This is a genomic window from Phaeodactylibacter xiamenensis (assembly GCF_965229835.1).
Classification (GTDB): Bacteria; Bacteroidota; Bacteroidia; order Chitinophagales; family Saprospiraceae; genus Phaeodactylibacter; species Phaeodactylibacter xiamenensis.
In genome coordinates this window covers 4,064,195-4,087,968 of record NZ_OZ245931.1, presented here as the reverse complement: position 1 = coordinate 4,087,968, position 23,774 = coordinate 4,064,195, and the positions used below count along the sequence as shown (strand labels likewise).

The following is a 23,774-nucleotide window of genomic DNA, read 5'->3' as shown; positions in this document are numbered from 1 at the left end:
AGGTAGTGTTTTCTTAGAGCAAAGGTTTCAGTAGAGCTGGAAACTGCTTAATATCATTGACTTTCAAGGTGTCTAAGAGCTTCCCTTTTGGTATGGGAGGATGTTTTAGCCGGTTGTGCATTTTTTTGAAAGCCGTCACGCAACTGTTTGGTTGACGCTCAAATAAGGTACATAAAAAGTGATCTGGATGTTTGACTTCTACTCCAAACTGATTAATGTAACCTTGTTGAAAATCTTTTAGATTAAAAGTGACTAGAATGTCTGCTTCAGATTTAATAGCAGCAGCTAGTACATGTCTGTCATCGGAGTCAGGTAATTCAAGCTTTGAAATTAGGTTTTCGTAGCCTTCAATCAGTGCCATAGGGAATGCTTTGTCCATGAGGTCACAAGTTCTTTGAAGTTGCGATCTGCTTATATCAGGTCTGTTTTGCAGTAAGTTTTTTACCCATTCTTCATTAATTTGCTTAGTCCAAAGCGGCTGGAATACCTCTTCCGCAGCAATGCTAAACAAGAGGTCCCTCAGCGGGGCAGGGTAAATCACATTTGCGTCTAAGAGCGCTCTTATCATTTGTGCAAATCAAAAGTTTAGTATCCAAAATTGAGCTTTTGCGCTTGTTCAGCTAAGGCATCCAACGCTTCTGATTGTAATTCTTTTTGGTGTTGCTGGTACGCTATAATAGCACTCAGGCTGATCCTTCTATGGGTACCCACCTTCTTAAAAGGCATTGCTCCATCCTCTAATAGTTTAATGAGGTGTGGTCTTGATATCTGCAGTAAATCAGCCGCTTCCTGAGTGCTAAGCTCTACATCTGATGGCAAAAGTGAAAAAGGCTTGCCTTCAGAAATAAGGGAAAGCACCTCCTGAAGCACCTGCAAAGCTTGTTTGGGTAGCTTCAGTTGTAGGGATGGCAGGCCCTGTGCATCAATTGATAAGTCAGTCGGAGAATCTGCTTTTTTTTCCAGTGCTGATGTGATTGCTTTCGCAGAAAACGCTGCCATCTGACGTTCTTCCTTGGATAATACCGGATATGTTTTACTCATATTGAAATCATGTCTTTAATATAAACGAAATAATCGAAACATAGTTCCATTTCCATGACCGGACACTACTTTTTTGACTGAAAAACCGTATTTTTAAAAAGCCAACCAAATCTCAAATTATGAACCGCCGCGACACCAAATACCTGATCGCCTACCTGCTGCCCCTGTCCGCCTACGCTGCCATTTACATTGGGGGCATCTGGTCCTTTGCAGCCATTTACCTGGGCTTTATTGTCATTCCGGTTGTGGAGTTGTTTGTGCCGCAGTCGCCGGAAAACCACCCGCAGGCCGCAGAACCGGAGCGTGCCCGGGCCCGGTTGTTTGACTACCTGCTGTACTTCAATGTGCCTTTGGTGTACGGGTTGGTGGGCTACTACCTCTATACCCTGTCGCAGGGCGGGCTCGCCGGTTACGAAATCACGGGCATGACCTGCAGCGTGGGGCTCATTTTGGGCACGGCGGGCATCAACGTCGCCCATGAGCTGGGGCACCGCGCTGATCGCTTCGAGCGCTTTTTGGCGAAAGCCCTGCTGCTGCCGGCTTTGTACACCCACTTCATCATTGAGCACAACCTGGGACACCACAAGCATGTGGCCACGCCCCAAGACCCGGCTACTTCCCGCCGGGGCGAGCTGATCTACACGTTCTGGTTCCGCTCGGTCATCGGGGGTTACTTCAGTGCGTGGCGGTTGGAAGCCGCACGGTTGGAAAGGCAGGGTAAGCCTACACTCAGCCTGCACAACGAGATGATTCGGTTTACAGGGCTGCAGCTGGCTTACCTGGCTACTGTTGGGTGGGTGTTTGGCTGGGCATTAGTGCCTTTTGCGATTGCGGTTGCCGTGTTTGGATTTCTAATGCTGGAGTCGGTCAACTACATTGAGCACTATGGGCTGCAGCGCCGTCAGCTCGACAGTGGGCGCTACGAGCGTGTGGGGCCGCAGCATTCCTGGAATTCTGACCATGAGCTGGGTCGTATTTTTCTGTATGAGCTGACCCGTCATTCTGACCACCACTACAAGGCATCACGCAAATACCAGATCCTAAGGCATCAGGACGAGAGCCCGCAGCTGCCTACCGGTTATCCGGGAGCGATCCTGTTGTCGCTTGTGCCTCCGCTTTGGTTCCGGGTGATGGACAAGCGGGTGGCTAAGCACAATCAGCAAGTCGGGGTAAACTAATTTCTCCACCTTATTAACTGGCTACTGAAGCATCCGGCAGTGCCATAAAGAAGGTCGTACCCTTGCCGGGTTCCGTTTCGAAGTAGATGTCGCCGCCCGCTGCGGTCATCATATTCTTGCACATGGCCAGCCCAAGCCCCATACCTGAGGATTTGGTGGTGAAGTTGGGCTGGAATACTTTGGGCTGCACCTCCTCCGGAATGCCCGTCCCGTTATCAGTAACAGTAATGAGGTGCTGCGTTACGCCGGGCTGTACCCGGATGTGGATGAGCCCCTGCCGGTCCTCCGGAATGGCCTGTTGTGCATTTTTGATCAGGTTGTTGAGGACGCGTACCAGGTGGCCCCGGTCGGCAAAGACGGGCACCGGCGTATCCGGTAAGGTAAGCTCAATGCGCTCTGCCGGTTCCTGATGTTCCGTAAACAATCGGTAAACGCTTTCCACCACTGTATTCAAATTCAGGGATTCCGGTTCCGCCTTTGGCATTTTGGCGAAGTTGGAAAACTCGGTGGCAATACGCGCCAGCCCGTCAATCTGCTCAATCAGGGTTTGGGCCACGCTGCTGATCATAGCGGCTGCCCGTTCGGGGTCAGATTTGCGGGCGTGCTCCAGGTACTGAATGCTCAGTTTCATGGGCGTAAGTGGATTTTTGATTTCATGTGCCACCTGCTTGGCCATCTCGCGCCAGGCCCCTTCCCGTTCTGATTGCCGTAGCTTTTCGGCGCTTTCCTCCAGTTTTTGGATCATCAGGTTGTACTCGTTCACCAGTTTGCCGATCTCGTCTTCGCTTTCCCATTCCAGCGGCTCATTTTGGCCAAGTTGGAAACTGCGCAGTTTCTCGCCGATCTTCATCAGCGGGCGGGTAATGGAATTGGCGACGGTGATGGCGATGGCACCGGCAATGAGCAGGAGGAAAACATAGAGGTTGAGCAGGTTGCCGATAAAGCCCAGCACATTCTGCTGCAGGTTGCGCGTACCGGAAGTGAAAGGGATTTGGAAAAAGTAACTCAGCCCCTGCGTGGGCTCAGCCACCGGCACATAGGCCGACAGATAACGGAGCTCCCCCGCCCGTTCTTCCAGTAGAGCCGGCTTGAACCCCTGCCGGTAGTAGGCCCGTACAGCCTCCGGGTTGATGCGGGGCGATTGCCAGCCCTGGAAAAGAAAGAAGGGCACCGAAGTCCGGATCAGGCTGCCCCCGGCATCATAAACCGAAAGGTCGACCTGATGAATTTCGGATAGCTCCCGCAACGCATGCTGATCATGCGGGTCAAAGTCTTGTTTCTGCAAATCACGCAGCAGCACATCTACTTTTTCCAGCAGCCGTTCCCCGTGATAGCTGACCGAAGACTGCTGCAAAGAAGCTACCGTAACTGCACCGATAAACAGGAAAGCAAAGAGCGTAAGCCCAATGACTGAAAGCTGTATGCGGTGGCGCAGAGAAGGCGTGCCGAAAAGCAGGCTGCCCGGTGTGGCCGGCAAAATGGGGTAGAGCCGGTTGAGCCCAAAGACCAGGAGCGACAGCACCGTGAGCAGGGCAAAGAGGTAGGAAAACAGGGAAATGGGTTTCAAATAACCGCCCAGGGCTTCCCCAACGATGATCGTGTAGCCATCCGGATGGGCATAGTAAAGATTGGCCCGTTTGCTGTTCAGGCGTTCCCGGCTTTCTCCCTTCGCCGGCCAAAGGTCGGCAGACAGCCATTCCCGCAGAAAGTAGCCACGCTGGGCGATGCGCACGGAGTCTTTAAATAAGCTGATGGCATAACGGGTTTGCTGATGCGGAGCAGAAGGTACGAGCTCCTGCAGTACCCGGCGGTTGGGCTGCAGGGCGGGTTGGAAAACCAGCGCACTATCCTGGCGCCAGGGGATGCTGTAGGTGTAGTAATGGCGGTTGGGGGACAGCCGGAAGGCAGGGTCCGCCGTTTGGTGGCGGCGAATGTCGCTTTCGGGCAGAAGGTGCCAGTTGAAATTCTTGTATAAATAAGGTGTGTAAAGCAGCAGCGTCTCCAGGCTATCCGCAGGCGGGCCGGCAGCGAGTTGCACCTGTAGTTCCAGCAGGGCTTGTTCTGCCCGGTGATCTTCGGGGTCCGTAAGCTGTTTGGCGAAAGCCAGCCGCTGTTCGTGCCCGTTGTCGAGGTTATACTTGAAGAGTAGCCCTGCGGCAAAACCAGATAGCAAAGCCAGCCAGAGCATCAGCCATGCCGGGCTGGCCGCTTCGATTTCCACGAAAAGGTCCAGCAGGGCGATGTAGAGCAGGGGTAGCAGCAAGACCGGCAGCAATCCCAGTCCAAGGTTGAGGATCAAGGCCGTTGGTATGCCGGGCAGTATGGCAATGCCCATCGCCAGGAGCCGCTGATTTCGGTCAAGGGGCAGTCGGTGAATACCCTTGACGGCCCAAAGGCTGAAAAGCAGAAAGGTCAGCATGAGCAGCACGATAGCCGCCAATGCAATCAGCTCCGCAGTGCCCAGCATGAGCACATTGCTGAAGTCGAAATCCAGATCGGTCTCCAGAAGTAGTGCACGGAACAGGGTCCCACCAATCAGTAAGCCCGTAACGATACTTCCGAAGCCCAGCGCTGCCAGTACACCGTTTTGCCAGGAATGCCGGTCGCGGACCCCTATTTTCAGCGGCAGGCGTTGTCCCAGGCTTAGCAGCCAGAATAAAAGCAGCGGTAGCAGGGTGAATTGCGCCAGGTTGCCAACAGGAAGGCGAATCGACAGTAGGTTTTGCGGAAATTCCAGAGAAGGGTAGCTCAGCATACCTGTCGTCCGTAGCCATAGCGCTCCAACAAGGACTGCTGTCAGAAAAACCGGGGTAGGGCCCAGGCGGCGGATCAGCAACCGACTCCCTTTATCGACCAGGAAAAACAGCGCCAGCGAAAACAGGAGCCCGGCAGCGAGATGCACCTTTTGCCAAAAGGCAGGCAGGTGTTGCACCTGATCGGGCACGTAACCAATAACCGTCCCGGCTGTATTGTGGACAGGGTAAGGAGAAGGGGACCACTCGTCATTGACTATAGCCGGCAAAGGGATGGCCACTGCGACGGAATAGGGCCCCGGAAGCTCACGGGGAATGAAGTACTGTGGTGCTCTGCCGGGGAACTTAAGGGCTTGGGGCCTCTGCAGGCGGTCAGGAAAATAGATGTGCGTATCGGTCCAAAACACCCGTTTTTCACCCTCATAGCACATAAAAGAAAAGCCATATGGCAAAGGTCGGTTTGCCGAATGGCTAAAGGGCTGCCGGCACTGTTCCAGCCACAAGCTGTCCTGCTCCAGCCACCGCAGTGCCTGAGCTTCATTAGCCTGTAGCTGCACTTCGGCTGCCTTGGCCTGTGCCGCCGCCGGGTCGAGTTGCTGAACGTAAATCAGCACAAGCCCGGACAACAGCAGTGTGGCAACAGCAAAAGCGATGATTCCATTTTGCCTGCTCATTGTGCTTTAATGTTACGTTGAAGATAGAGCAGGGTTGCAAGCTACGCAAGTTTTGGTGGCTAGAGATTCGCTTTCAGGAAGGCTTGTGCGGCCTGATTGGCCGTACGCGCTGCCTGCTGATCGTAGCGGGGGCTGCTGGGATTGGCAAAAGCGTGGTCGGCATCGTACGACTGTACTTGTACCGTTTTATCAGTTTCTACCGCGAGGTCCTCAAAGCTTTGGGCGACCTCCGGCGTAATCCATTCGTCCTGACGGGCGAAGATAGCCAGCACGGGTGCTTTCAGCGACATCAACGCTTCCTTGTCCTGCACAGGCATGCCGTAGTACATGACACAGGCTTCTCCACGGTCGCCCGCCTGTATGGAAGCTTTGAGGGACCATCCGCCGCCGAAGCACCAGCCAATCGTGCCAATCCGGGCGTTGGGGCCTGCCAGGTCGAGGGCACCCTGTATGATGGCTTTGGCACGGTCTTCCCTGACACTTTTGGTCAGCTCTCCTGCCCGCTCACGGGTGGTGGCTACCTCCCCGTCGTACAGGTCGAGTGCCAGTACATTGACGGTATCAAGCTCGTCGAAGTACCGCTCGGCTTCCTGCCGGATGTGGTCATTCAGGCCCCACCATTCGTGAAAAACGAGGAGGTACTCTTCGCTGGGCTTTGCCGTCATCAGAGCGTAGGCGCTGCCTTTTTTGCCATCGGGCGTATCAAACTCGATGCGCTTGCCGGTATTGGCCGGGGTGGCCTCGCCGGGTATTTCGTGCTTGTTTTTGAAGTTGTCATCGTCCGCAAACTGCCCCATGCTGGTGGAGTCAGTGCTGTTGGCTGTGCTGTCGCTATTCTGGCAAGCTGCGAAAAACAGGCTTAATGCCATTAGAAATATGGGGAATGGGTGTCTAAGCATAATTATTGTTGTTTGAACTTGGAAATATCTCACCTTATTTAAGGTGGGAACGGAGCCAAATGTTTAACAAAAAACCGTAAACAAAGCCCGGTTTTTCTTGCACGGGCATTCGGAAACCACCTACCTTTGTGCCCGAATTTAACCAAACTAAAACCATGGCCGACGTCATCTCAACACCCGTCCTTGCCTACGACCGTAGTGCATTTTCTGATGAGGAACTCCTGAAATTATACCGAGGGCTGCTGCTGCCCCGCATGATCGAAGAGAAGATGCTGATCCTGTTACGGCAGGGCAAAATCAGCAAGTGGTTTTCGGGCATTGGGCAGGAGGCGATCTCTGTGGGCGCTGCACTGGCCCTCCACCCTGATGAACTGCTCTTTACCATGCACCGCAATCTGGGCGTATTCACCAGCCGGGAAGTGCCGTTGGAGCGCTTGTTTGCCCAATGGCAGGGCAAAGACCTTGGGTTTACCAAAGGCCGGGACCGGTCCTTTCACTTTGGGACAATGGATTACGGCATAGTGGGTATGATTTCTCACCTGGGGCCACAGTTGTCGCTGGCCGCAGGGGTCGCGCTTGCCAACAAGCTAAGCAAAGCCGGCCAGGTCTCCCTGGCTTTTACCGGCGAAGGAGGCACAAGTGAGGGCGAATTTCACGAAGCACTCAATACGGCAGCGGTCTGGGAACTGCCGGTACTTTTTGTGATTGAGAATAATGGCTACGGCTTGTCCACCCCTACAAGCGAGCAGTACCGCTGTGAGCAGCTTGCCGACCGGGCTAAAGGCTACGGCATGCGGTCCGAGGTCATTGATGGCAATAACATCCTGGAGGTTTACGAAACCTTCACGCGCTTGGCCACAGAGCTGCGGGAGCGCCCCGAGCCTGTGCTGATCGAGTGCCGCACTTTCCGCATGCGCGGGCATGAGGAGGCTTCCGGCACCAAGTATGTCCCACAGGAGCTGATGGACGAATGGGCGCAGCGCGACCCCCTGGACAACTATGAGCGCTTTTTATTGCAGGAAGGTGTGCTCGATGAAGCACAAGTCAAAGCCCTCCGCAAATCATTCAAGCAGCAAATCAATGAAGGGCTGGACAAAGCCTACGCCGAGCCGGCTGTAACAGCTGTACTGGAAACAGAATTGGGGGATGTCTATGCACCTGATACACCAGTCCCAAAACCACCACAGGGGCCGTCCACCGAGCTGCGCTTTGTAGATGCCATCTCCAAAGGCCTGGAGGCTGCCATGGAAGCCCACGACAACCTCGTCCTCATGGGGCAGGATATTGCCGACTACGGCGGGGTGTTTAAAATTACGGATGGCTTTACAGAAAAATTTGGGCACGACCGGGTACGCAACACGCCCCTTTGCGAAAGCGCTATCATAGGCATTGGCCTCGGACTCAGCCTGAAGGGATACAAAGCGATGGTGGAAATGCAGTTTGCGGATTTTGTGAGCTGCGGGTTCAACCAGATTGTCAACAACCTGGCAAAGCTTCACTACCGATGGGGGCAGAACGCCGATGTGGTCATCCGGATGCCCACAGGCGGGGGCGTAGGTGCCGGACCTTTCCATTCCCAGAGCAATGAAGCCTGGTTTTTCCACACTCCTGGACTGAAGATCGTCTACCCTTCCACCCCGGAAGATGCCAAAGGCCTGCTGCTGGCCAGTTTTGAAGACCCCAACCCGGTGCTGTACTTTGAGCATAAAGCCCTGTACCGCCGACTGACGGCGGCAGTGCCTGACGGGTACTACACCACGCCAATTGGCAAGGCCCGCCTGGCGGCGGAGGGCGATGAAGTCTCTATCATTACCTACGGTATGGGCGTGCACTGGGCGCTGGAGGTTTGTGCGGAAATGGGCGTCGATGCTGATATCCTGGACCTGCGTACCCTTTTGCCTCTGGATTACGACGCCATCCGGGCAACGGTGCAGAAAACCAACCGGGTGCTACTCCTGCACGAAGATACCCAAACGGGCGGTATTGGCGGAGAGCTTTCCGCTTACATCAGCGAGCACCTGTTTGAGTATTTGGATGCACCGGTGCTTCGGGCGGGCAGCCTGGATACCCCCGTGCCTTTTTCGACTGTTTTGGAAGAGCAGTTTTTACCCAAAACCCGCTTCCGGGCGCAGTTGGAGCGACTGTTGTCGTATTAAAAGGTTCCTTGTACACTTTTTGAGCAGCAACATCGTTCAATTCAGTATTGTACGGGTACCTTTCCGTAAAGGAGCCGTATTACAGACCATTAAACTTTTCGACAAATTACAATAGTCGGAGGGCGATGCCTATTTTTGTGCCCTGTTGAAATATGCCCTTACCCAAATCCCATTAACGATATTCAAATCAATCCGGAACAATGATTAGATTTTTCCTTCCAATTGCCTTACTGCTGCTCGCCAATATGGGGCTGTACGCGCAGGTGCCTCAAAATGTTTCTGTACTGGGTTCTTCTGAAAGTGCTTTTCGGGTGCCCTGCAATCAGAATAATGCGGGGACGATTCAGGGTTTTGGCCCCTTCGCAGGGCAATCCAATGATATTGACCCTGACACCATTTATTTGTGTATGGGCGATACGCTGCGATTGACCCACAACATGGATTTTTCCTTCGGTGGCGATCCAAACCCGGCTACTGCGCCTGGTATCGCTTACGCCTTTTACGATGATATCCCAACTATTGACGGGCCTGACCTGACCACTGTGCTGACGGACCCGGCTCTGAATACGACTTCGCCCATTATACTCAATGGTTTCGAGTTTGATCAGGAGAATGGCATCTGGCTGGCACCTACCATCAACAGTTTTGGCAATCTCGACCTGATCAACAACGGCAGCTTGCAGGAAGCCTATAACATGGGCGTGCCGGCGCCGATTCAGTTTTGGTTTGCCCCAATCACCGTGGACAACGCCTCGGCTTTGGAGTACGAGCAGGGCGGCCCCTGTGTGAGCGTCAGCATCGATGAAGCCTTTTCGGTGGTGTACCTCGAAAGCATTGCCATTACCGAAACCTTTGTCGACCCCGCCGGAGGGCTTGAAGGCAGCTTTGTCCTGCAGGGCGGTCTGCCGGAGTTTGACCCTTCCACTTCCTACACCATTACCATTAATGAAATCGGAGGCGGCGCAATGGGCACGGTCCAAACGGTGACGCCCGGCCACAACGATACCATCACCTATACCGTACCCGAGACAGGCACCTATGAAGTCATCGTGGAAGATGGCAAAAGCTGCGGCCTGATCGATACACTCGTGATGCCTGTGCTTTTTGATGTAGGCGACCTGAATGGCGCTCCCGGCGATACCGTCTGTGTCCCGGTGACGACGACCAACTTCGTTAACCTGACCAATGCTCAGTTTTCCATGGCATGGGACCCTGCGCTGCTTGATTTTATAGGTGTTGACAACCTGACGTCTGACCTGCCCTCCTTTGATCAGGGCATTTTTAATATCTCTCCGGCCATTACCGATACCGGGCGGCTGACCATGGGGTGGGCAGACTTTCTGGCCACGCCCCGTACCCTGCCGGATGGCGCGCTTCTCTTTGAAGTATGCTTTGAAGTCATTGGGGACCTGGGCGATGAGGCAGCGGTGACGATTATTGATTCCCCTCTGGATATACAGGCCGGAAATGCCAATTCAGGAAACGCGGATATTCCAACTATTATTGATAACGGGCAGGTCAATATCACCAATGCAATCTTACTGGTACAAGGCACCGTGGATAGTGTCTCCTGTGCCGGTTTTGATGACGGCACCTTTACCGTCACGGCTACAGGTGGCGTGCCCCCTTACACTTATGCCTGGAATGCAGTACCCCCTGCCGGCCCGGACAATACCGGGACAATTGCGGCTTCGGGCGACAGCTTCACCGCATCAGGGCTGGGAGAAGGGGTATTCTCGATCACTGTTTCAGACAGCGATATGCCTGCCAATATTGACACTATAGAATTGCAGGTGCTCGAAGGCCCGGCTCTCGGGCTAAGCCTCCTGGAGACCCAGCCTACCTGCAACGGCGATAGCGATGGCAGCCTGACCGCTCAGATTACGCTGGATGGTGTGGCTCAGCCCAACCCCGGGCCTGGCTTCACTTTTTCCTGGAATACCGGGGACTCCACCCAAACCATTACCGGGCTTTCTTTCCAGCCACAGGCCTACGCCGTTACCGTTACGGATAATAATGGGTGCGTTGCCACAGCCAGTACGACCCTCAGCCAACCCGGTGAACTGCTGCTCCTGGCTCAGAATACCAATATTACGGATGCTACCTGTAGCGGTGCCATGGATGGTGCCATTACTGTAGGCGCTTCCGGTGGCGTAAATGATATGGGCAGTTACTATTATCAGTGGGAAGGGCAGCCGGTAGATACTGCTGCAACGGCACAACTGACGGACCTCGACCCTGGCATGTACAATCTGACCGTTACGGATGCAAATGGTTGTGTGGTTATTGACAGCTTCCCGGTAGGAGCGACCAAGCTGCTGGGCGTGACCCTGGTAGATTCTTCCCATGTTAGCTGTAATGGTGCAGGCGATGCGTTCCTGCAGGTACAGGGCACCGCCACCGGCCAACCGCCATTCGGTGCCTTCACGTACAACTGGACCGCACTGCCCGGCGGAAGCAGCCTTGCCGGAGCCAACATCAATGACCTGGCGCCCGGTCTGTATGTCGTTACCGTAACCGATCAGGACCCGCTCGGTTGTTTCACCATAGACACCTTTAATATAGGACAGCCTGATTCGCTTCAGGTGACTCTGCTGGACCTGGCCAACGAGAGCTGTACCGGCGGTGGTATGGATGGTGCTATTACTGTGGGCGTAGATGGTGGTACGGCTCCTTACACTTACGACTGGTCGAATATGGATACAGACTCTATCCTGACGGATCTGGTACAAGGCCTCTACATTCTCAATCTGGAGGACGCCAATGGCTGCACATCGATCGACACCTTTGCGGTCACAGCACCGGCACCGCCCAATATTATTGAGTTTGAAAATGATACCCTGCTCTGCTCTGATGATACCAATGGTAGCCTGACGATCACAGCGACGCCCGGCGGCTCTCCAATCGAGAGTTATACCTGGAGCAATAACGAGACCGGACCGGCTATTGCCAACCTTGCACCTGGTACCTACTTTGTGACTATTACGGCTGAGGATGGCTGTGAGCTGGTCGAATCGGCACAGGTTGTTGCACCGGCACCACTGGTTATCGACAGTATTGGTTCATCCTCGCCACTCTGTGTGGGGCAAAGCAACGGTAGCCTTACGGTGTTTGCAAGCGGGGGTACAGCACCTTATCAGTACATCTGGGGCTCAGATACGCTTTCCACCGTGCTCAATCCGGGGCTCTCTGCTGGCCTTTACAACCTGACTGTTGTGGATGCGAATGGCTGTGCAGGCGTAACGGCAACAGCAGAGGTGGTTGACCCGCCGAGTATTGAGGTGTCCTTTACGGATGTCCTGCCGGTCAGTTGTTTCGAGGGCGTATGCGATGGGCAGGCAACGGCAACGGCCATGTACGCTGATGGCAGTACCGGCCTCTTCAACTTTAACTGGGAAAGCGGGGAGATTGACCTGGATGTACTGACGTCCACCGCAACGCAATTGTGCCGGGACTCCCAAACGGTGGTGGTGACAGATGAGAATGGATGCGTACAAACTGCAGAAGTCATCATCCCGAGCCCTGATCCGATTGCGCTCAATGTATCTTCTTCAAGCGTGAGCTGTAATGGAGGCACAGATGGTTCTATAACGCTGACGCCTTCGGGGGGTGCAGGAGGGTACACATTCCTCTGGCCTGACCTTAATGAGACAACTGCCACTGTGTCGGGCCTGATGGCTGGTGCCTACAACGTTATTGTTACTGATGCCAATGGCTGTGAGCAGGATGGCCTGCCCGAAATTGGCGAACCTGATGCCCTGGAGCTGAGCATCGATCCTGTTAATACCCGCGATATTTCCTGCTTCGGTGAGGAAGACGGGCAAATAGCGGTGACTTATAATTTCAACGACAATATTAATCCGGTTGGTAATACCCCCTTCTCTTTCTCAGCCAATGTACCGCAGGGGGCGGGCAATGCCGCTACCGGATTCGCGAGCGGACTGACGGCTGGTACCTATGGTATCACGATCACAGATACGCAAGGCTGTCAGGATTCTGTGTCCATCAGCCTGATCGAACCTACTGAAATCATGGCCATCATCCCTGATCCGGAAGACCCGCCCTGCTTCGATGCCACTACGCTGGTTTTCATTGACACCGTATTTGGAGGCGCAGGCACCACACCGGATGATTACCGGTACATGGTTGATGGAAATGGGGTGTTACTGACACCTGATGTCCCTGCAGATATCTTCGGTGACGGGGAGCACACCATTGAAATATTCGACCCCAATGGCTGTTCTGCGGCCTTCTTTGTGGAAATCGATCAGCCCGATGAGATCACCGTTACCTTCCCTCAGCCGGTGGTGGAAATTGAGCTCGGCGACAGTACCACAAGCCTCATGCCGATCATCAGCCCGGCGGGCACGCAGGTTGACTCCTTTATCTGGACCCCTGCTATTTACCTGTCCTCAGATACAGTGGAAAACCCCACGGTCTTCCCATTGGAATCGCAAGATTACACCCTGCGCATTGTGGATATAAATGGCTGTGATGCGGAAGGCTCGGTATTTGTGGAGCTTGATGCCAACCGGAATATCTATATCCCGGGCGCTTTCTCACCTAACGGTGACGGCACCAACGATGAATTCCGGGTTTTTCCCTGCACCGGCGTCACGGCCATTCGAAGTGTGAATATCTTTGACCGCTGGGGCAATCAGGTCTACCAAAATGGTGGGTTTGATGTCAGCAATGGTCTGTTCTGTACAGGAGGGCTACCGCTTTGGGACGGTTCCTTTAAAGGCGAGTTCATGAACATGGGCGTCTACGTTTATGTGATTGATGTTGAATTCCTGGATGGCATCCGGCTGGTCTACCGGGGCGATTTGTCCCTGATCCGTTAACGGAGGCAATGAGCTGATAAGCTGCCGCTTTCCACCTGAGTGTGGGGAGCGGCAGTTTCGTTTATAGCTGAGCGTTTGTTTATATTTGGTTGATTTTAAAACAAATATTGTTTATTTTGCGGAGCAGATTGTCGATCGCTTCGTTCGCAGCCGGAAAAGGCAATTTTTCATGCACAAGGGGGAATAAAAGTGCAACGCCCGGCGTTAGACAAGGTCATTTTAAAACAAACAGATACAGGGATTTAGATGCAGCAGTCCAACTCCAATTTTTTTGAACAAGCAAGGACCTGGTCCGTCGCACAGTGGCAGCAACTCCGTCAGTGGTCTTTAGGCTTTTACGGCCGGCACCCCCGCTGGGCCATCGCCGGGCTAATAACGGGCGGGCTCGGTATTTTAGGCTTTCTGTCCGTCCTGGTAATTGCAGCGCTGGTGTATTTTGAAGCACTGGGGCCGGTGCCGGGTTATCCGGAGCTGGAGGCCATCAGCAACCACAATGCCTCTGAGGTATACGCGGAAGACGGCGTGCTGTTGGGCAAGTACTATGTGGAAAACCGTATCAATGCCGACTTTGAGGAGATCTCTCCTGATTTGATCAATGCCCTCGTCGCCACCGAGGACGCCCGTTTTTTTGAGCACAGCGGGATCGATGTGCGGGCTGCGGCCCGGGTACTGGTGAAGTCGATATTGCTGATGGACGAATCTTCCGGAGGGGGCAGTACTCTGAGTCAGCAGCTGGCCAAGAACCTTTATCCGAGAGAGGATTACCTTATGTTGTCGATGGTGGTAAATAAAATGCGGGAAATGCTGATTGCCCGCCGCCTGGAAAAGGTCTATGCCAAGGAGGAGCTCCTGCGGCTGTATCTGAACACCGTATCCTTTGGCGAAGGAATTTTCGGGATCAAAGTCGCAGCGCAACGCTTTTTCAATAAATCCCCGGAAGCCTTAAATCTGGAGGAAGCCGCCGTTTTGGTTGGCATGCTCAAAGCCACGACTTACTACAGCCCGGTGCGCCATCCCGAAAATGCCGAACGCCGCCGCAATATCGTTTTGGGGCAGATGGTGCGCTATGGTTATCTGGATGCGGAAGTCAAAGACTCACTGATACAGTTGCCCCTGGAAACGGACTACCGGCCCGAAGGCCACAACAAAGGCTTGGCGACCTACTTCCGCGAACATCTGCGGCATGAACTAGATGATATTCTGAAAGATTACACCAAGCCCGATGGCACACCTTATAATCTATACACAGACGGGCTTCGCATTTATACCTCTATTGATGCCCGTCTGCAGCGCTACGCCGAAGAGGCCGTGCAGGAAGAAATGACCAAAGTACAGGGCAACTTTTACGAGGACTGGAAAAAAGGGACACCCTGGGGCAGCAGTGAAGTGCTGGAACGGGCCGTTCGGAAGTCGGAGCGCTATCAGAAACTAAAAGACAAAGGCCTCTCAGAGGAAGCAATCGATGCTATCTTTCAGCAGCCCGTCCCTATGACGGTTTTCAGTTGGGAAAAGGGAGAGGAAGAACGGGAAATGAGCCCGCTCGACTCCGTGAAATATTACCTCACCCTGTTGAATGCGGGTTTTCTTGCGGCGGATCCGTCCACTGGCCTGATCAAAGCCTGGGTAGGCGGTATTGACCACAAGTATTTTCAGTATGACCATGTTTTTGCCAAGCGGCAGGTCGGCTCCACCTTCAAGCCGGTGGTGTATGCCACAGCCCTGCAAAGCGGCATGCTGCCCTGTGAGTACACTTACAACCGGCAGGTGGCTTACGCCAAATACGACAACTGGTCGCCCCGCAATGCAGACGGGGAGTACGATGGCGTCTACTCTATGGAGGGCGCACTGAGCAATTCCGTCAATACCGTCAGTGTGGAAATTATGATGCGGACCGGTATAGACTCGGTCCGTCAGCTGGGGCAGGCGATGGGCATTGAGAACCGAATCCCGGCGGTACCTTCCATTGCATTGGGCGCAGTGGAGGCTTCTCTTTACGAAATGACGAAAGTCTACGGCACCTTTGCCAACCGTGGCCGCCGCCCGGAATGGCACTATCTGGACCGCATTGAGACTGCTGACGGCACGGTTTTAGCCGAATTTGACCGGCCTAACCCACGCCGCTTTCCACGGGTGCTGGAGCAATCGCAGGCTGATATGATGATAAGAATGCTGGAGTCGGTGGTCGATAGCGGTACGGCCCGGAAGCTCCGTTACCATTACGGGCTTTACAACGACCTGGCAGGTAAGACCGGGACGACCCAAAATCAGTCTGATGGCTGGTATATGGGCTTCAACCCCCGGTTGGTCGCCGGTGCCTGGGTGGGCGGTTCCTGGCCGCAGGTGCATTTTCGCACCTTGTACCGGGGGCAGGCTTCGTCCACAGCCCTGCCGGTTTACGGCGCGTTTATGAGAAAGGTGTATCAGGACAAGGCTTTCAAGTCTGTACGCTACGCCAAATTTGAAGCCCCGGCGGACACGGTTACGGCGCTCATGCAGTGCCCGCCCTACCTTGAGGAGATGCCCATCCTTGCTGCGCATGAGGACGGCTATTACTACTTTGAAGACAACCGAAGTTTGTTCGGCCGTTTGACCGATCAGCCCTACAAGGATGAACAGGGCCGGGTCATCAACGTACCGCCCCGGCAGGCCGGCGAATCAGATGAAGCTTATGTGCAGCGCATACGGGCTTATCAGGCGCGGCTGGAGGAGCGCGAGGAAAGACGCGAAAAACGGAAAGCTTTCTGGAGCAATCTTTTATTCGGTGAAGAAGGCAAAGGCGAAAATCAGGGAGAAGGCGGAAATGACCAAAAACCGACCACCGGCTACAAATACTACGACCGGAATAATTAGACTTAATGCCGGAATCCCTAAAGATTTTGGAATCAAACCACTACGCAAAAGCCATGCGGCCGTTTAGCTCTCCTAAAAAATACCGCTAAGGTCAAGGGGGAGTGGTATAAATAATTATTCCGCAAGTACCGTATTTCGGGAAACAAAAAACGCCCCGGAGTACCTTGTTTGCAATCCCACCTTATTTTATTGGAGAATAACGACTATAACTCGCTGTTTCTCAACCCCTGTAAATCAAAAGTCCATTTGAAAAAAAAGGTTGTACGTTTCACTAATATGCCAAAGTGCCTTACTTTTGTGCCGATTTCTAAAGGTCCTGGTTTTTGCACCTCTATTAAGCAAAGCCTACTAAAGCATAAGAATAGTGAAAGTGGACATCAAGAAGTTCTGCATACTGACGCTGGCCCTGGCCCTCACCGGCTTTATGAGCCCTGCGTTTGCGCAACACGACGATCACGGCCATGACGACCATGCCGGGCACGAACATGCCGAAGGGCACGAAGAGCACAATCAGAACGAAGAGCACGGCGAAGGCTACGATCCGGTAGCGACCGTCATGCACCATATTGCCGATGCCAATGAGTTCCATATCTGGAAAGGCGTGCACATCCCACTTCCTGTTTTTCTTTATGCACCGGACCATGGCTGGACCACCGGTACTTCTGCCATGTTTGAGCACGGCCACACCGCCGTTGATGGCTACGTACTCAACCACGGGCGTATCAACCGCGTCGCCGATGCTTCCTTCCCTAAAGGCGAAGTACACGTTGGACACATCGATCACAAGGTCGAGACGGACGAAGCAGGAAAAGAAAAAGACGTTTACTACGTCAACTACGAAAATGAATCTTATAAGCTTGACGCACCCAGCACCCTCGACGGTGGCATGATGGGCGGCGGCATCACTTCATTTTACGACTTCTCTATTACCAAGAATGTCTTTACCATGTTCCTGGCAGCCCTGCTGCTGATCTTCATCTTCAATGCGGTAGCCCGCGGGTACAAGAAGAACGAAGGAAAGGCACCATCGGGCATTCAGTCGTTCTTTGAGGTGTTCTTTGTATTCATGCGTGATGAAGTCACAAAGCCCATGATCGGCGAGAAGCACTACGAGCGCTTCCAGCCTTTCGTGATGACGCTGTTTTTCTTCATCCTGTTCTGCAACCTGCTGGGCCTGGTTCCTTTCTTCCCGGGCAGTGCAAACGTTACCGGCAATATTGCCGTGACGCTGGTACTGGCGGTGTTTACCTTCATCGTGGTGAACCTGAACGGTAAGAAAGACTACTGGCAGCACGTATTCTGGATGCCGGGTATTCCGGGCTGGGTGAAAATCATCCTGACGCCTGTGGAAATCCTTGGCCTGTTTATCCGCCCCTTCTCCCTGATGATTCGTTTGTTTGCGAATATCTCGGCCGGGCACATTATTATCCTGAGCCTTATCGGTTTGATCTTCCTCTTTGGCGACAACGGCGCCAATACCGGAGGAGCAGCAGCGGGTGCAGTGGTAGGTGGCTTGTTCACTGCCTTCATGAACCTGATTGAGCTGTTGGTGGCCGCGTTGCAAGCCTTTGTGTTTGCAATACTGTCTGCTTCCTACATTGGAGCAGCGGTAGAAGAGCACCACCACGACGAGGCACACGCACATTAAGCATTTTATTTTACTCACTCATATAAAATCTCATAACAATGGGACCAATTGGAGCTGGATTAGCAGCACTCGGCGCAGGTATCGGTATCGGTTTGATCGGTAGCAAAGCAATGGAAGCTATCGCTCGTCAGCCAGAGGCTGCCGGTGATATCCGAAGCAACATGATCCTTGTAGCAGCACTCGTTGAGGGTGCGGCACTGTTCGCGATCGTTGTAGGCCTGTTGGGCTAAGCCCTACGCCACGGAATTAAAGCACAGGGCGGTTGCAGCAGCGGTTGGCTGTCTGCGCCTCCTGTCTTGAGTGAGCTGGCTGGATTAACAAAAATTACCTTCTAAACTTTTTCGATACAATGGCTAACGTATTGTTTTTGGCTGACTTCTCCGTTATCAAGCCCGATCCGGGCCTGATCTTCTGGACGACTCTGATCTTCCTGCTGGTTTGGGCCCTGCTCGGCCGCATGGCTTTTGGACCTATCCAAAATGCCCTGAAAAAACGGGAAAATGACATTCAGGATGCCCTCGATGAGGCCCGCAATGCCCGTGAAGAAATGGCAGCGCTGCAGTCTAAGAACGAAGAACTGCTGCGTCAGGCTCAGGAAGAGCGCGCTAAAATCCTGAAAGAGGCTAAGGAAACCAAAGAAGCGATCGTCAAAGAAGCTAAGGAAAAAGCACAGGACGAAGCCCGCAAAATCGTCAACAACGCTAAGCAGGACATCGAAAATCAGCGCCTGGCTGCTATGACGGACCTGAAAAATCAGGTAGGCGTGCTGTCTATCGAAATCGCTGAGAAGCTGCTGCGCCGCCAACTGGACGACAAGAAAGGTCAGGAGCAGTTTGTCAGCTCACTGGTCGATGACATCAAAATGAACTAAGCCATCGGTAAGCGTTGCCCCGGCATTTCTTATCGAAAACTATAAATTGATATGTCTGTACAAAGAATAGCTTCCCGCTACGCAAAGTCGCTCATTGAGCTGGCTCAGGAGCAAAATAAGCTCGAAGCCGTCACGAAGGACATGGAAACCTTCAAGGAACTGCTCAGCAACCGCGACCTGTACCTGTTGCTCAAAAGCCCGGTAGTGGGAACTGATAAGAAAAGGCAGATTTTCAAAACCCTCTTTGAAGGGAAGTTTGATAAACTGACTTCCGCTTTCCTGGATATCCTGGCCGTTAAAGTGCGTGAAAGCTATATGCCGGAAATCGTGACAGAATACCTGGCACAGTACAAGCGCATCATGCACATCTCCACTGTTACGGTCACTACGGCGACCGAGCTGGATGAGAAAACCCTGGCTGCTATCAAGGCCAAATTGCTGGAAAGCAAAGCTACAGACGAGAAGGTAGAGATTGTTTCCGTTGTGGACCCCGACCTGATCGGTGGGTTCGTACTGGAATTCGACGATAAAATTTATGACGCCAGCTTATCCAGCAAACTGGATGGGCTTAAGCGTCAGTTTAAGGATAACCTCTACGTTTCGCAGGTATCCAATTAACGACTTTAATACTAGAAAACCCGCTGCACCGCGCAGTGATAAAATTTTTCAGACATGGTTGATGTAAAACCTGATGAGATCTCAGCAATACTCAAACAACAACTCTCCGGTTTCAGCTCCGCAACCGAACTTGAAGAGTACGGTACCGTACTTCAGGTAGGTGACGGTATTGCGCGTGTGTACGGTTTGACCAAAGCACAGGCTGGTGAACTGGTGGCTTTCGATAACGGCACACAGGCGATCGTTCTGAACCTGGAAGAAGACAACGTAGGTGTGGTACTCATGGGCCCAAGTGATGGCATCCGTGAGGGCAGCCGTGTACAGCGTACCAACCGCATCGCTTCTATCAAAGTAGGGGAAGGCTTCGTTGGCCGCGTAGTGAACGCCCTGGGCGAGCCGATCGACGGTAAAGGTGCTATCAAAGGTACGACTTACGAAATGCCACTGGAGCGTAAAGCACCGGGTGTAATCTACCGTCAGCCGGTAAATGAGCCGCTGCAGACGGGTATCAAGTCTATCGATGCCATGATTCCAATCGGCCGTGGACAGCGGGAGCTGATCATCGGTGACCGTCAGACGGGTAAGACGGCGATTGCGATCGACACCATCATCAATCAGCGCGAGTTCTACGAGCGCGGCGAGCCGGTTTTCTGTATCTATGTAGCTTCTGGTCAGAAGGCCTCTACTGTTGCCAACGTAGCGAAGACCCTCGAAGATAACGGAGCGATGGACTACACCGTTATCGTTTCTGCTTCAGCTGCTGACCCTGCACCGCTTCAGTTCTATGCACCATTTGCCGGTGCTGCTGTGGGCGAGTACTTCCGTGATACAGGCCGCCCTGCCCTGATCATTTATGATGACCTGTCCAAGCAGGCGGTAGCTTACCGTGAGGTATCCCTGCTGCTGCGCCGTCCTCCGGGCCGTGAGGCCTACCCTGGTGACGTATTCTACCTGCACTCCCGTCTTCTGGAGCGTGCAGCGAAGATCATCAGCAACGACGAGATTGCCCGCAATATGAACGACCTGCCGGAAACCCTGGCCAACGCCAAAGACGAAAAAGGCGAGCCATTGGTAAAAGGTGGTGGCTCACTGACGGCCCTGCCGATCATCGAGACGCAGGCGGGTGACGTTTCTGCCTATATCCCGACCAACGTAATTTCCATTACCGACGGTCAGATCTTCCTCGAGTCCAACCTCTTCAACGCTGGTGTGCGCCCTGCGATTAACGTAGGTATCTCCGTATCCCGTGTGGGTGGTTCGGCTCAGATCAAGTCCATGAAGAAAGTATCCGGTACCCTGAAGCTCGATCAGGCACAGTACCGCGAGCTGGAGGCGTTCTCCAAGTTCGGTTCTGACCTTGATGCTGCAACAACGGCCGTGCTGGAGAAAGGTAAGCGCAACGTGGAAATCCTGAAGCAGCCACAGTACTCTCCGGTATCGGTTGAGAAACAGGTAGCTATCATTTACCTGGGAACCAAAGGCAAACTGCGTAATGTACCGGTAGAAAAAGTGAAGGAGTTCGAAGAGCTCTTCCTGACCACTCTGGAGAAGCAGTACCCTGAAGTGCTTGACACTTTCCGGGCAGGTAAACTCGACAAAGACGCTACAGACAAGGTAGAAGCACTGGCAGCTGAACTGTCTGCACAGTACAAGAAGTAAGACAATACATTATTTGATCGGCAGCCCCTGGTGGCTGCCGGCAAAATTGCTATAGATGGCTAACTTAAAAGAGGTACGGGACCGTATTAAGTCGGTTCAGAATACTCAGCAGATCACCAAGGCGATGAAGATGGTGTCAGCGGCTAAGCTGCGCCGTGCGCAGGATGCGATCCTGCAGATGCGCCCCTATGCTGATAAACTGAATCAGGTACTGCGCAACATCCTTTCCAATCTGGAAGGAGATGCCGGCAGCAGCCTTGGCGTAGAGCGCGAGGTGAAAAAAGCCTGCATCGTCGTGGTAACGTCCAACCGTGGCCTTTGCGGTGCGTTCAACTCTAATATCTCCAAAGCCGCAGCTCATCTGGTGGAGACCAGGTATGCGGCTGTACGCGAAAGCGGCAACCTGAGCATGCTGTGCATCGGCAAGAAAGGAGCGGAGTACTTTAAAAAGCGCTATCCGGACCTGGACTTCATCCCCGGATACATCGACTTGTTTGAGAACCTGAGCTTCGATAACGTTTCTGAGGTGCCTAAAATGCTCATTCAGTGCTTCGAAGATGGTGACTTTGATGCAGTGGATGTGACCTACGGCAAGTTCAAAAATGCCGCTACTCAAATTACTCAGGTGGAGCAGTTCCTCCCTGTCCCTAAGATTGAGGCGGAAGCTGGTGAAGAAGAAACGGAAGGCATGCTGGCTGACTATATCTTCGAGCCTGGTAAGGAAGCATTGCTGGAGTACCTTATTCCGACCATCCTTCAGACGCAATTCCAAAAGTATGTCCTTGACACCCACGCTTCTGAGCACGGTGCCCGTATGACGGCTATGGACAAGGCAACGGAGAACGCTCAGGAACTGCTGCGCGACCTCAAGATTTCCTACAACAAAGCACGTCAGGAAGCCATTACAAACGAAATCCTCGAAATTGTGGGTGGTGCGGCTGCCCTCGAGAATGGATAATATTGATCCCGCTCAGCGGGTTTTCTAGTACAATTGTTATAATCCCCCCGGCACGGCACGACCGCGTCGGGGGGATTTTTTTAGACTATGCTGGGAATTCACTCCAAAAGCGAATTCCCAGCATAGTCTTATTGGCGCTCAAATTCAATCCGGTCGCCTGGCTTTACCCCCAGCTTATCAGACAGGCCTCCAATTACCTCCAGTACGTATTTGGCATCTCCCTGACTCGTCTGCGGGCTCAGCGTTTGGGGCTGTGCATTCTTGCGGATATTCAGAATGCGCTGCTCTTCACTGATAAACATGATGTCGAGGGGGACATAAGTATTGCGCATCCAAAAGGACTGCGGCTCTGCCCGCTCCATAATGAAAAGCATGCCCTGATTGTCTTCCATGGACTTGCGCCACATCATGCCTTCCGCCCGGCCCATATCATCGGCTTTGATTTCGATATCAATGGTGCTGATCGCCTGATCGCCCTGCTCTGCATAAAACGTAAGCGTGCCCTGTTTGGTAAACTGTGGCCCCGAAGCCTTCGGCGTGGATTTTGGCATAGACATATAGATTAGCCCCCCGACTACAGGGAGTGCGAGAATAGCCATCAAAAGGATAAGGTTGCGTTGTTTGCGCTGCTGCGCTTTTCTGCGCTCCGCGCGGTTGGGAAGGTTGGATTTTGCGGTCATGGGTGTCAGGTCGTTTATGATAGTTAGCGGTAAAAATAACACACTTTGGCAAAAGATGGGAAAGGGGCGGTCTGTTTCCCGGCCTAACAGACCTGAATATTGACTTTATGATTTAGTCACACACTAGTCCGGACTCAGACCAGAAAAACAATGGAGAATTGAACTAAAATGGGTAGAGGTTTTTTGTATTATTGGATACAAACAGTTAAAAAATGGGAAAAATGAATCTTGAATTTGTGGTAGATGAAAGCGGCAACAAGAAGGCGGTAATGATCCCATTTGCAGAATGGGAAGACTTTCAAAATGAGCTGAGCGAATTCTTTGAATATAAAAAGCTTAAAGAGCGTTTAAGGAAAGCCTTCGATGAGGTACAGCAGATCCAATCCGGTGAGTTACCAAGACGCACGATGCAAAACTTTTTAGATGAGTGTTAATGTTATATTGACCCCGAACTTTGAAAGAGAAGCGAAAAAATTAATCAAAAAATACCGCTCTTTGAGGCGGGAGCTTCTGGATTTTACGGCAGAACTAGAGGGGGAACCAAGAATTGGAGTCCAAATCAGTGAAAATGTTTACAAGGTAAGGCTCGCGGTTAGAAGCAAAGGCAAAGGCAAAAGTGGTGGCATGAGGATAATTACTTACGTTGAGACTAAACTAGTCCAAAAACCAAAAGATACCGATATTTATTTATTATCTATTTACGATAAATCAGAACAAGACAATATTTCAAACCGAATGATAGCGCAAATAGTAGGAGAATTACAAGAAGAATTGAAGCAAGCTCTTTCCAGTACTTCAAGGCTAGCAAGTGAAGAAGAGTAGACTTAGCACATCAAGGGAGGTATCCAGCTATAGTTCCTTTTCGAAGACAAGGAAAAAGGCTTTTGGAATAAGAAAGTCTGCGGATGGATCAATCTACCGTGTAATACCACATAAAAGAAGGCA

At 52.7% G+C, this 23,774-nt stretch carries 17 protein-coding genes; 12 read left to right on the top strand and 5 right to left on the bottom strand.

The window, feature by feature from the left end; genetic code table 11:
* Window positions 1-13 precede the first annotated feature (13 nt).
* Window positions 14-568: a PIN domain-containing protein gene (locus ACO08I_RS15510; protein WP_421946404.1), complete on the bottom strand. Its 555-nt coding sequence runs from the start codon at window positions 566-568 to the stop codon at window positions 14-16.
* 17 nt (window positions 569-585) lie between these two features.
* A complete protein-coding gene (locus ACO08I_RS15505; protein WP_282784538.1) occupies window positions 586-1,041 on the bottom strand; it encodes an excisionase family DNA-binding protein in 456 nt (151 codons plus the stop codon).
* 119 nt (window positions 1,042-1,160) lie between these two features.
* On the opposite strand from ACO08I_RS15505, the gene ACO08I_RS15500 reads away from it, so the two are divergent.
* Window positions 1,161-2,219, top strand: a complete 1,059-nt coding sequence (locus tag ACO08I_RS15500; protein WP_282784536.1) for an alkane 1-monooxygenase — start codon at window positions 1,161-1,163, stop codon at window positions 2,217-2,219.
* A 13-nt stretch (window positions 2,220-2,232) separates the two neighbouring features.
* Here ACO08I_RS15500 and ACO08I_RS15495 read toward each other — a convergent pair whose 3' ends face one another.
* Both ACO08I_RS15495 and ACO08I_RS15490 read right to left on the bottom strand, forming a co-directional pair.
* Complete coding sequence (locus ACO08I_RS15495) at window positions 2,233-5,646, bottom strand: sensor histidine kinase (RefSeq protein ID WP_421946403.1); 3,414 nt, start codon at window positions 5,644-5,646, stop codon at window positions 2,233-2,235.
* Between the two features lie 59 nt (window positions 5,647-5,705).
* On the bottom strand, window positions 5,706-6,545 hold the full coding sequence (locus ACO08I_RS15490; protein WP_421946402.1) for a dienelactone hydrolase family protein: 840 nt from the start codon (window positions 6,543-6,545) through the stop codon (window positions 5,706-5,708).
* Window positions 6,546-6,700: 155 nt separating this feature from the next.
* On the opposite strand from ACO08I_RS15490, the gene ACO08I_RS15485 reads away from it, so the two are divergent.
* The 9 genes from ACO08I_RS15485 (at window position 6,701) to atpG (ending at window position 22,149) form a co-directional block, all read left to right on the top strand.
* Complete coding sequence (locus ACO08I_RS15485; protein WP_421946401.1) at window positions 6,701-8,701, top strand: alpha-ketoacid dehydrogenase subunit alpha/beta; 2,001 nt, start codon at window positions 6,701-6,703, stop codon at window positions 8,699-8,701.
* A gap of 200 nt (window positions 8,702-8,901) precedes the next feature.
* Window positions 8,902-13,545 carry a gliding motility-associated C-terminal domain-containing protein gene (locus tag ACO08I_RS15480; protein ID WP_421946400.1) on the top strand — a complete coding sequence of 1,548 codons (4,644 nt, stop codon included), beginning with the start codon at window positions 8,902-8,904 and terminating at the stop codon, window positions 13,543-13,545.
* A 246-nt stretch (window positions 13,546-13,791) separates the two neighbouring features.
* The gene (locus ACO08I_RS15475) at window positions 13,792-16,395 is read left to right on the top strand and encodes a transglycosylase domain-containing protein (protein ID WP_421946399.1); all 2,604 of its coding nucleotides are present in this window, start codon (window positions 13,792-13,794) and stop codon (window positions 16,393-16,395) included.
* A 364-nt stretch (window positions 16,396-16,759) separates the two neighbouring features.
* Window positions 16,760-18,043, top strand: coding sequence for a F0F1 ATP synthase subunit A (gene atpB, locus ACO08I_RS15470; RefSeq protein ID WP_282784059.1), 1,284 nt, complete (start codon window positions 16,760-16,762; stop codon window positions 18,041-18,043).
* A 38-nt stretch (window positions 18,044-18,081) separates the two neighbouring features.
* Complete coding sequence (gene atpE, locus ACO08I_RS15465; RefSeq protein WP_044217773.1) at window positions 18,082-18,273, top strand: ATP synthase F0 subunit C; 192 nt, start codon at window positions 18,082-18,084, stop codon at window positions 18,271-18,273.
* Between the two features lie 119 nt (window positions 18,274-18,392).
* On the top strand, window positions 18,393-18,914 hold the full coding sequence (atpF, locus tag ACO08I_RS15460; RefSeq protein WP_282784062.1) for a F0F1 ATP synthase subunit B: 522 nt from the start codon (window positions 18,393-18,395) through the stop codon (window positions 18,912-18,914).
* 51 nt (window positions 18,915-18,965) lie between these two features.
* On the top strand, window positions 18,966-19,532 hold the full coding sequence (gene atpH / locus ACO08I_RS15455; protein WP_421946398.1) for an ATP synthase F1 subunit delta: 567 nt from the start codon (window positions 18,966-18,968) through the stop codon (window positions 19,530-19,532).
* A 54-nt stretch (window positions 19,533-19,586) separates the two neighbouring features.
* Window positions 19,587-21,191, top strand: coding sequence for a F0F1 ATP synthase subunit alpha (atpA, locus tag ACO08I_RS15450; RefSeq protein WP_282784064.1), 1,605 nt, complete (start codon window positions 19,587-19,589; stop codon window positions 21,189-21,191).
* 55 nt (window positions 21,192-21,246) lie between these two features.
* Entirely contained in the window at window positions 21,247-22,149 is a 903-nt protein-coding gene (gene atpG, locus ACO08I_RS15445) for an ATP synthase F1 subunit gamma (RefSeq protein ID WP_282784066.1), read from the top strand.
* A gap of 128 nt (window positions 22,150-22,277) precedes the next feature.
* Here the strand turns inward: atpG and ACO08I_RS15440 are convergent, their stop codons facing one another.
* Window positions 22,278-22,829 (bottom strand): DUF192 domain-containing protein, encoded by a 552-nt coding sequence (locus ACO08I_RS15440; protein ID WP_282784068.1) that lies wholly within the window; start codon window positions 22,827-22,829, stop codon window positions 22,278-22,280.
* Window positions 22,830-23,041: 212 nt separating this feature from the next.
* Between ACO08I_RS15440 and ACO08I_RS15435 the strand changes: the two genes are divergently transcribed.
* Window positions 23,042-23,263, top strand: coding sequence for a hypothetical protein (locus tag ACO08I_RS15435; protein WP_044217759.1), 222 nt, complete (start codon window positions 23,042-23,044; stop codon window positions 23,261-23,263).
* Window positions 23,253-23,651, top strand: a complete 399-nt coding sequence (locus ACO08I_RS15430) for a hypothetical protein (protein ID WP_282784070.1) — start codon at window positions 23,253-23,255, stop codon at window positions 23,649-23,651. The genes ACO08I_RS15435 and ACO08I_RS15430 overlap by 11 nt, the downstream gene beginning before the upstream one ends.
* Window positions 23,652-23,774: the final 123 nt, after the last annotated feature.

What these genes read in the sequence shown, in the direction of transcription:
- ACO08I_RS15510 (WP_421946404.1), bottom strand. Translation starts at nt 568, where the DNA reads ATGATAAGAGCGCTCTTAGACGCAAATGTGATTTACCCTGCCCCGCTG.
- ACO08I_RS15505 (WP_282784538.1), bottom strand. Translation starts at nt 1,041, where the DNA reads ATGAGTAAAACATATCCGGTATTATCCAAGGAAGAACGTCAGATGGCA.
- ACO08I_RS15500 (WP_282784536.1), top strand. Translation starts at nt 1,161, where the DNA reads ATGAACCGCCGCGACACCAAATACCTGATCGCCTACCTGCTGCCCCTG.
- ACO08I_RS15495 (WP_421946403.1), bottom strand. Translation starts at nt 5,646, where the DNA reads ATGAGCAGGCAAAATGGAATCATCGCTTTTGCTGTTGCCACACTGCTG.
- ACO08I_RS15490 (WP_421946402.1), bottom strand. Translation starts at nt 6,545, where the DNA reads ATGCTTAGACACCCATTCCCCATATTTCTAATGGCATTAAGCCTGTTT.
- ACO08I_RS15485 (WP_421946401.1), top strand. Translation starts at nt 6,701, where the DNA reads ATGGCCGACGTCATCTCAACACCCGTCCTTGCCTACGACCGTAGTGCA.
- ACO08I_RS15480 (WP_421946400.1), top strand. Translation starts at nt 8,902, where the DNA reads ATGATTAGATTTTTCCTTCCAATTGCCTTACTGCTGCTCGCCAATATG.
- ACO08I_RS15475 (WP_421946399.1), top strand. Translation starts at nt 13,792, where the DNA reads ATGCAGCAGTCCAACTCCAATTTTTTTGAACAAGCAAGGACCTGGTCC.
- atpE (WP_044217773.1), top strand. Translation starts at nt 18,082, where the DNA reads ATGGGACCAATTGGAGCTGGATTAGCAGCACTCGGCGCAGGTATCGGT.
- atpF (WP_282784062.1), top strand. Translation starts at nt 18,393, where the DNA reads ATGGCTAACGTATTGTTTTTGGCTGACTTCTCCGTTATCAAGCCCGAT.
- atpH (WP_421946398.1), top strand. Translation starts at nt 18,966, where the DNA reads ATGTCTGTACAAAGAATAGCTTCCCGCTACGCAAAGTCGCTCATTGAG.
- atpA (WP_282784064.1), top strand. Translation starts at nt 19,587, where the DNA reads ATGGTTGATGTAAAACCTGATGAGATCTCAGCAATACTCAAACAACAA.
- atpG (WP_282784066.1), top strand. Translation starts at nt 21,247, where the DNA reads ATGGCTAACTTAAAAGAGGTACGGGACCGTATTAAGTCGGTTCAGAAT.
- ACO08I_RS15440 (WP_282784068.1), bottom strand. Translation starts at nt 22,829, where the DNA reads ATGACCGCAAAATCCAACCTTCCCAACCGCGCGGAGCGCAGAAAAGCG.
- ACO08I_RS15435 (WP_044217759.1), top strand. Translation starts at nt 23,042, where the DNA reads ATGGGAAAAATGAATCTTGAATTTGTGGTAGATGAAAGCGGCAACAAG.
- ACO08I_RS15430 (WP_282784070.1), top strand. Translation starts at nt 23,253, where the DNA reads ATGAGTGTTAATGTTATATTGACCCCGAACTTTGAAAGAGAAGCGAAA.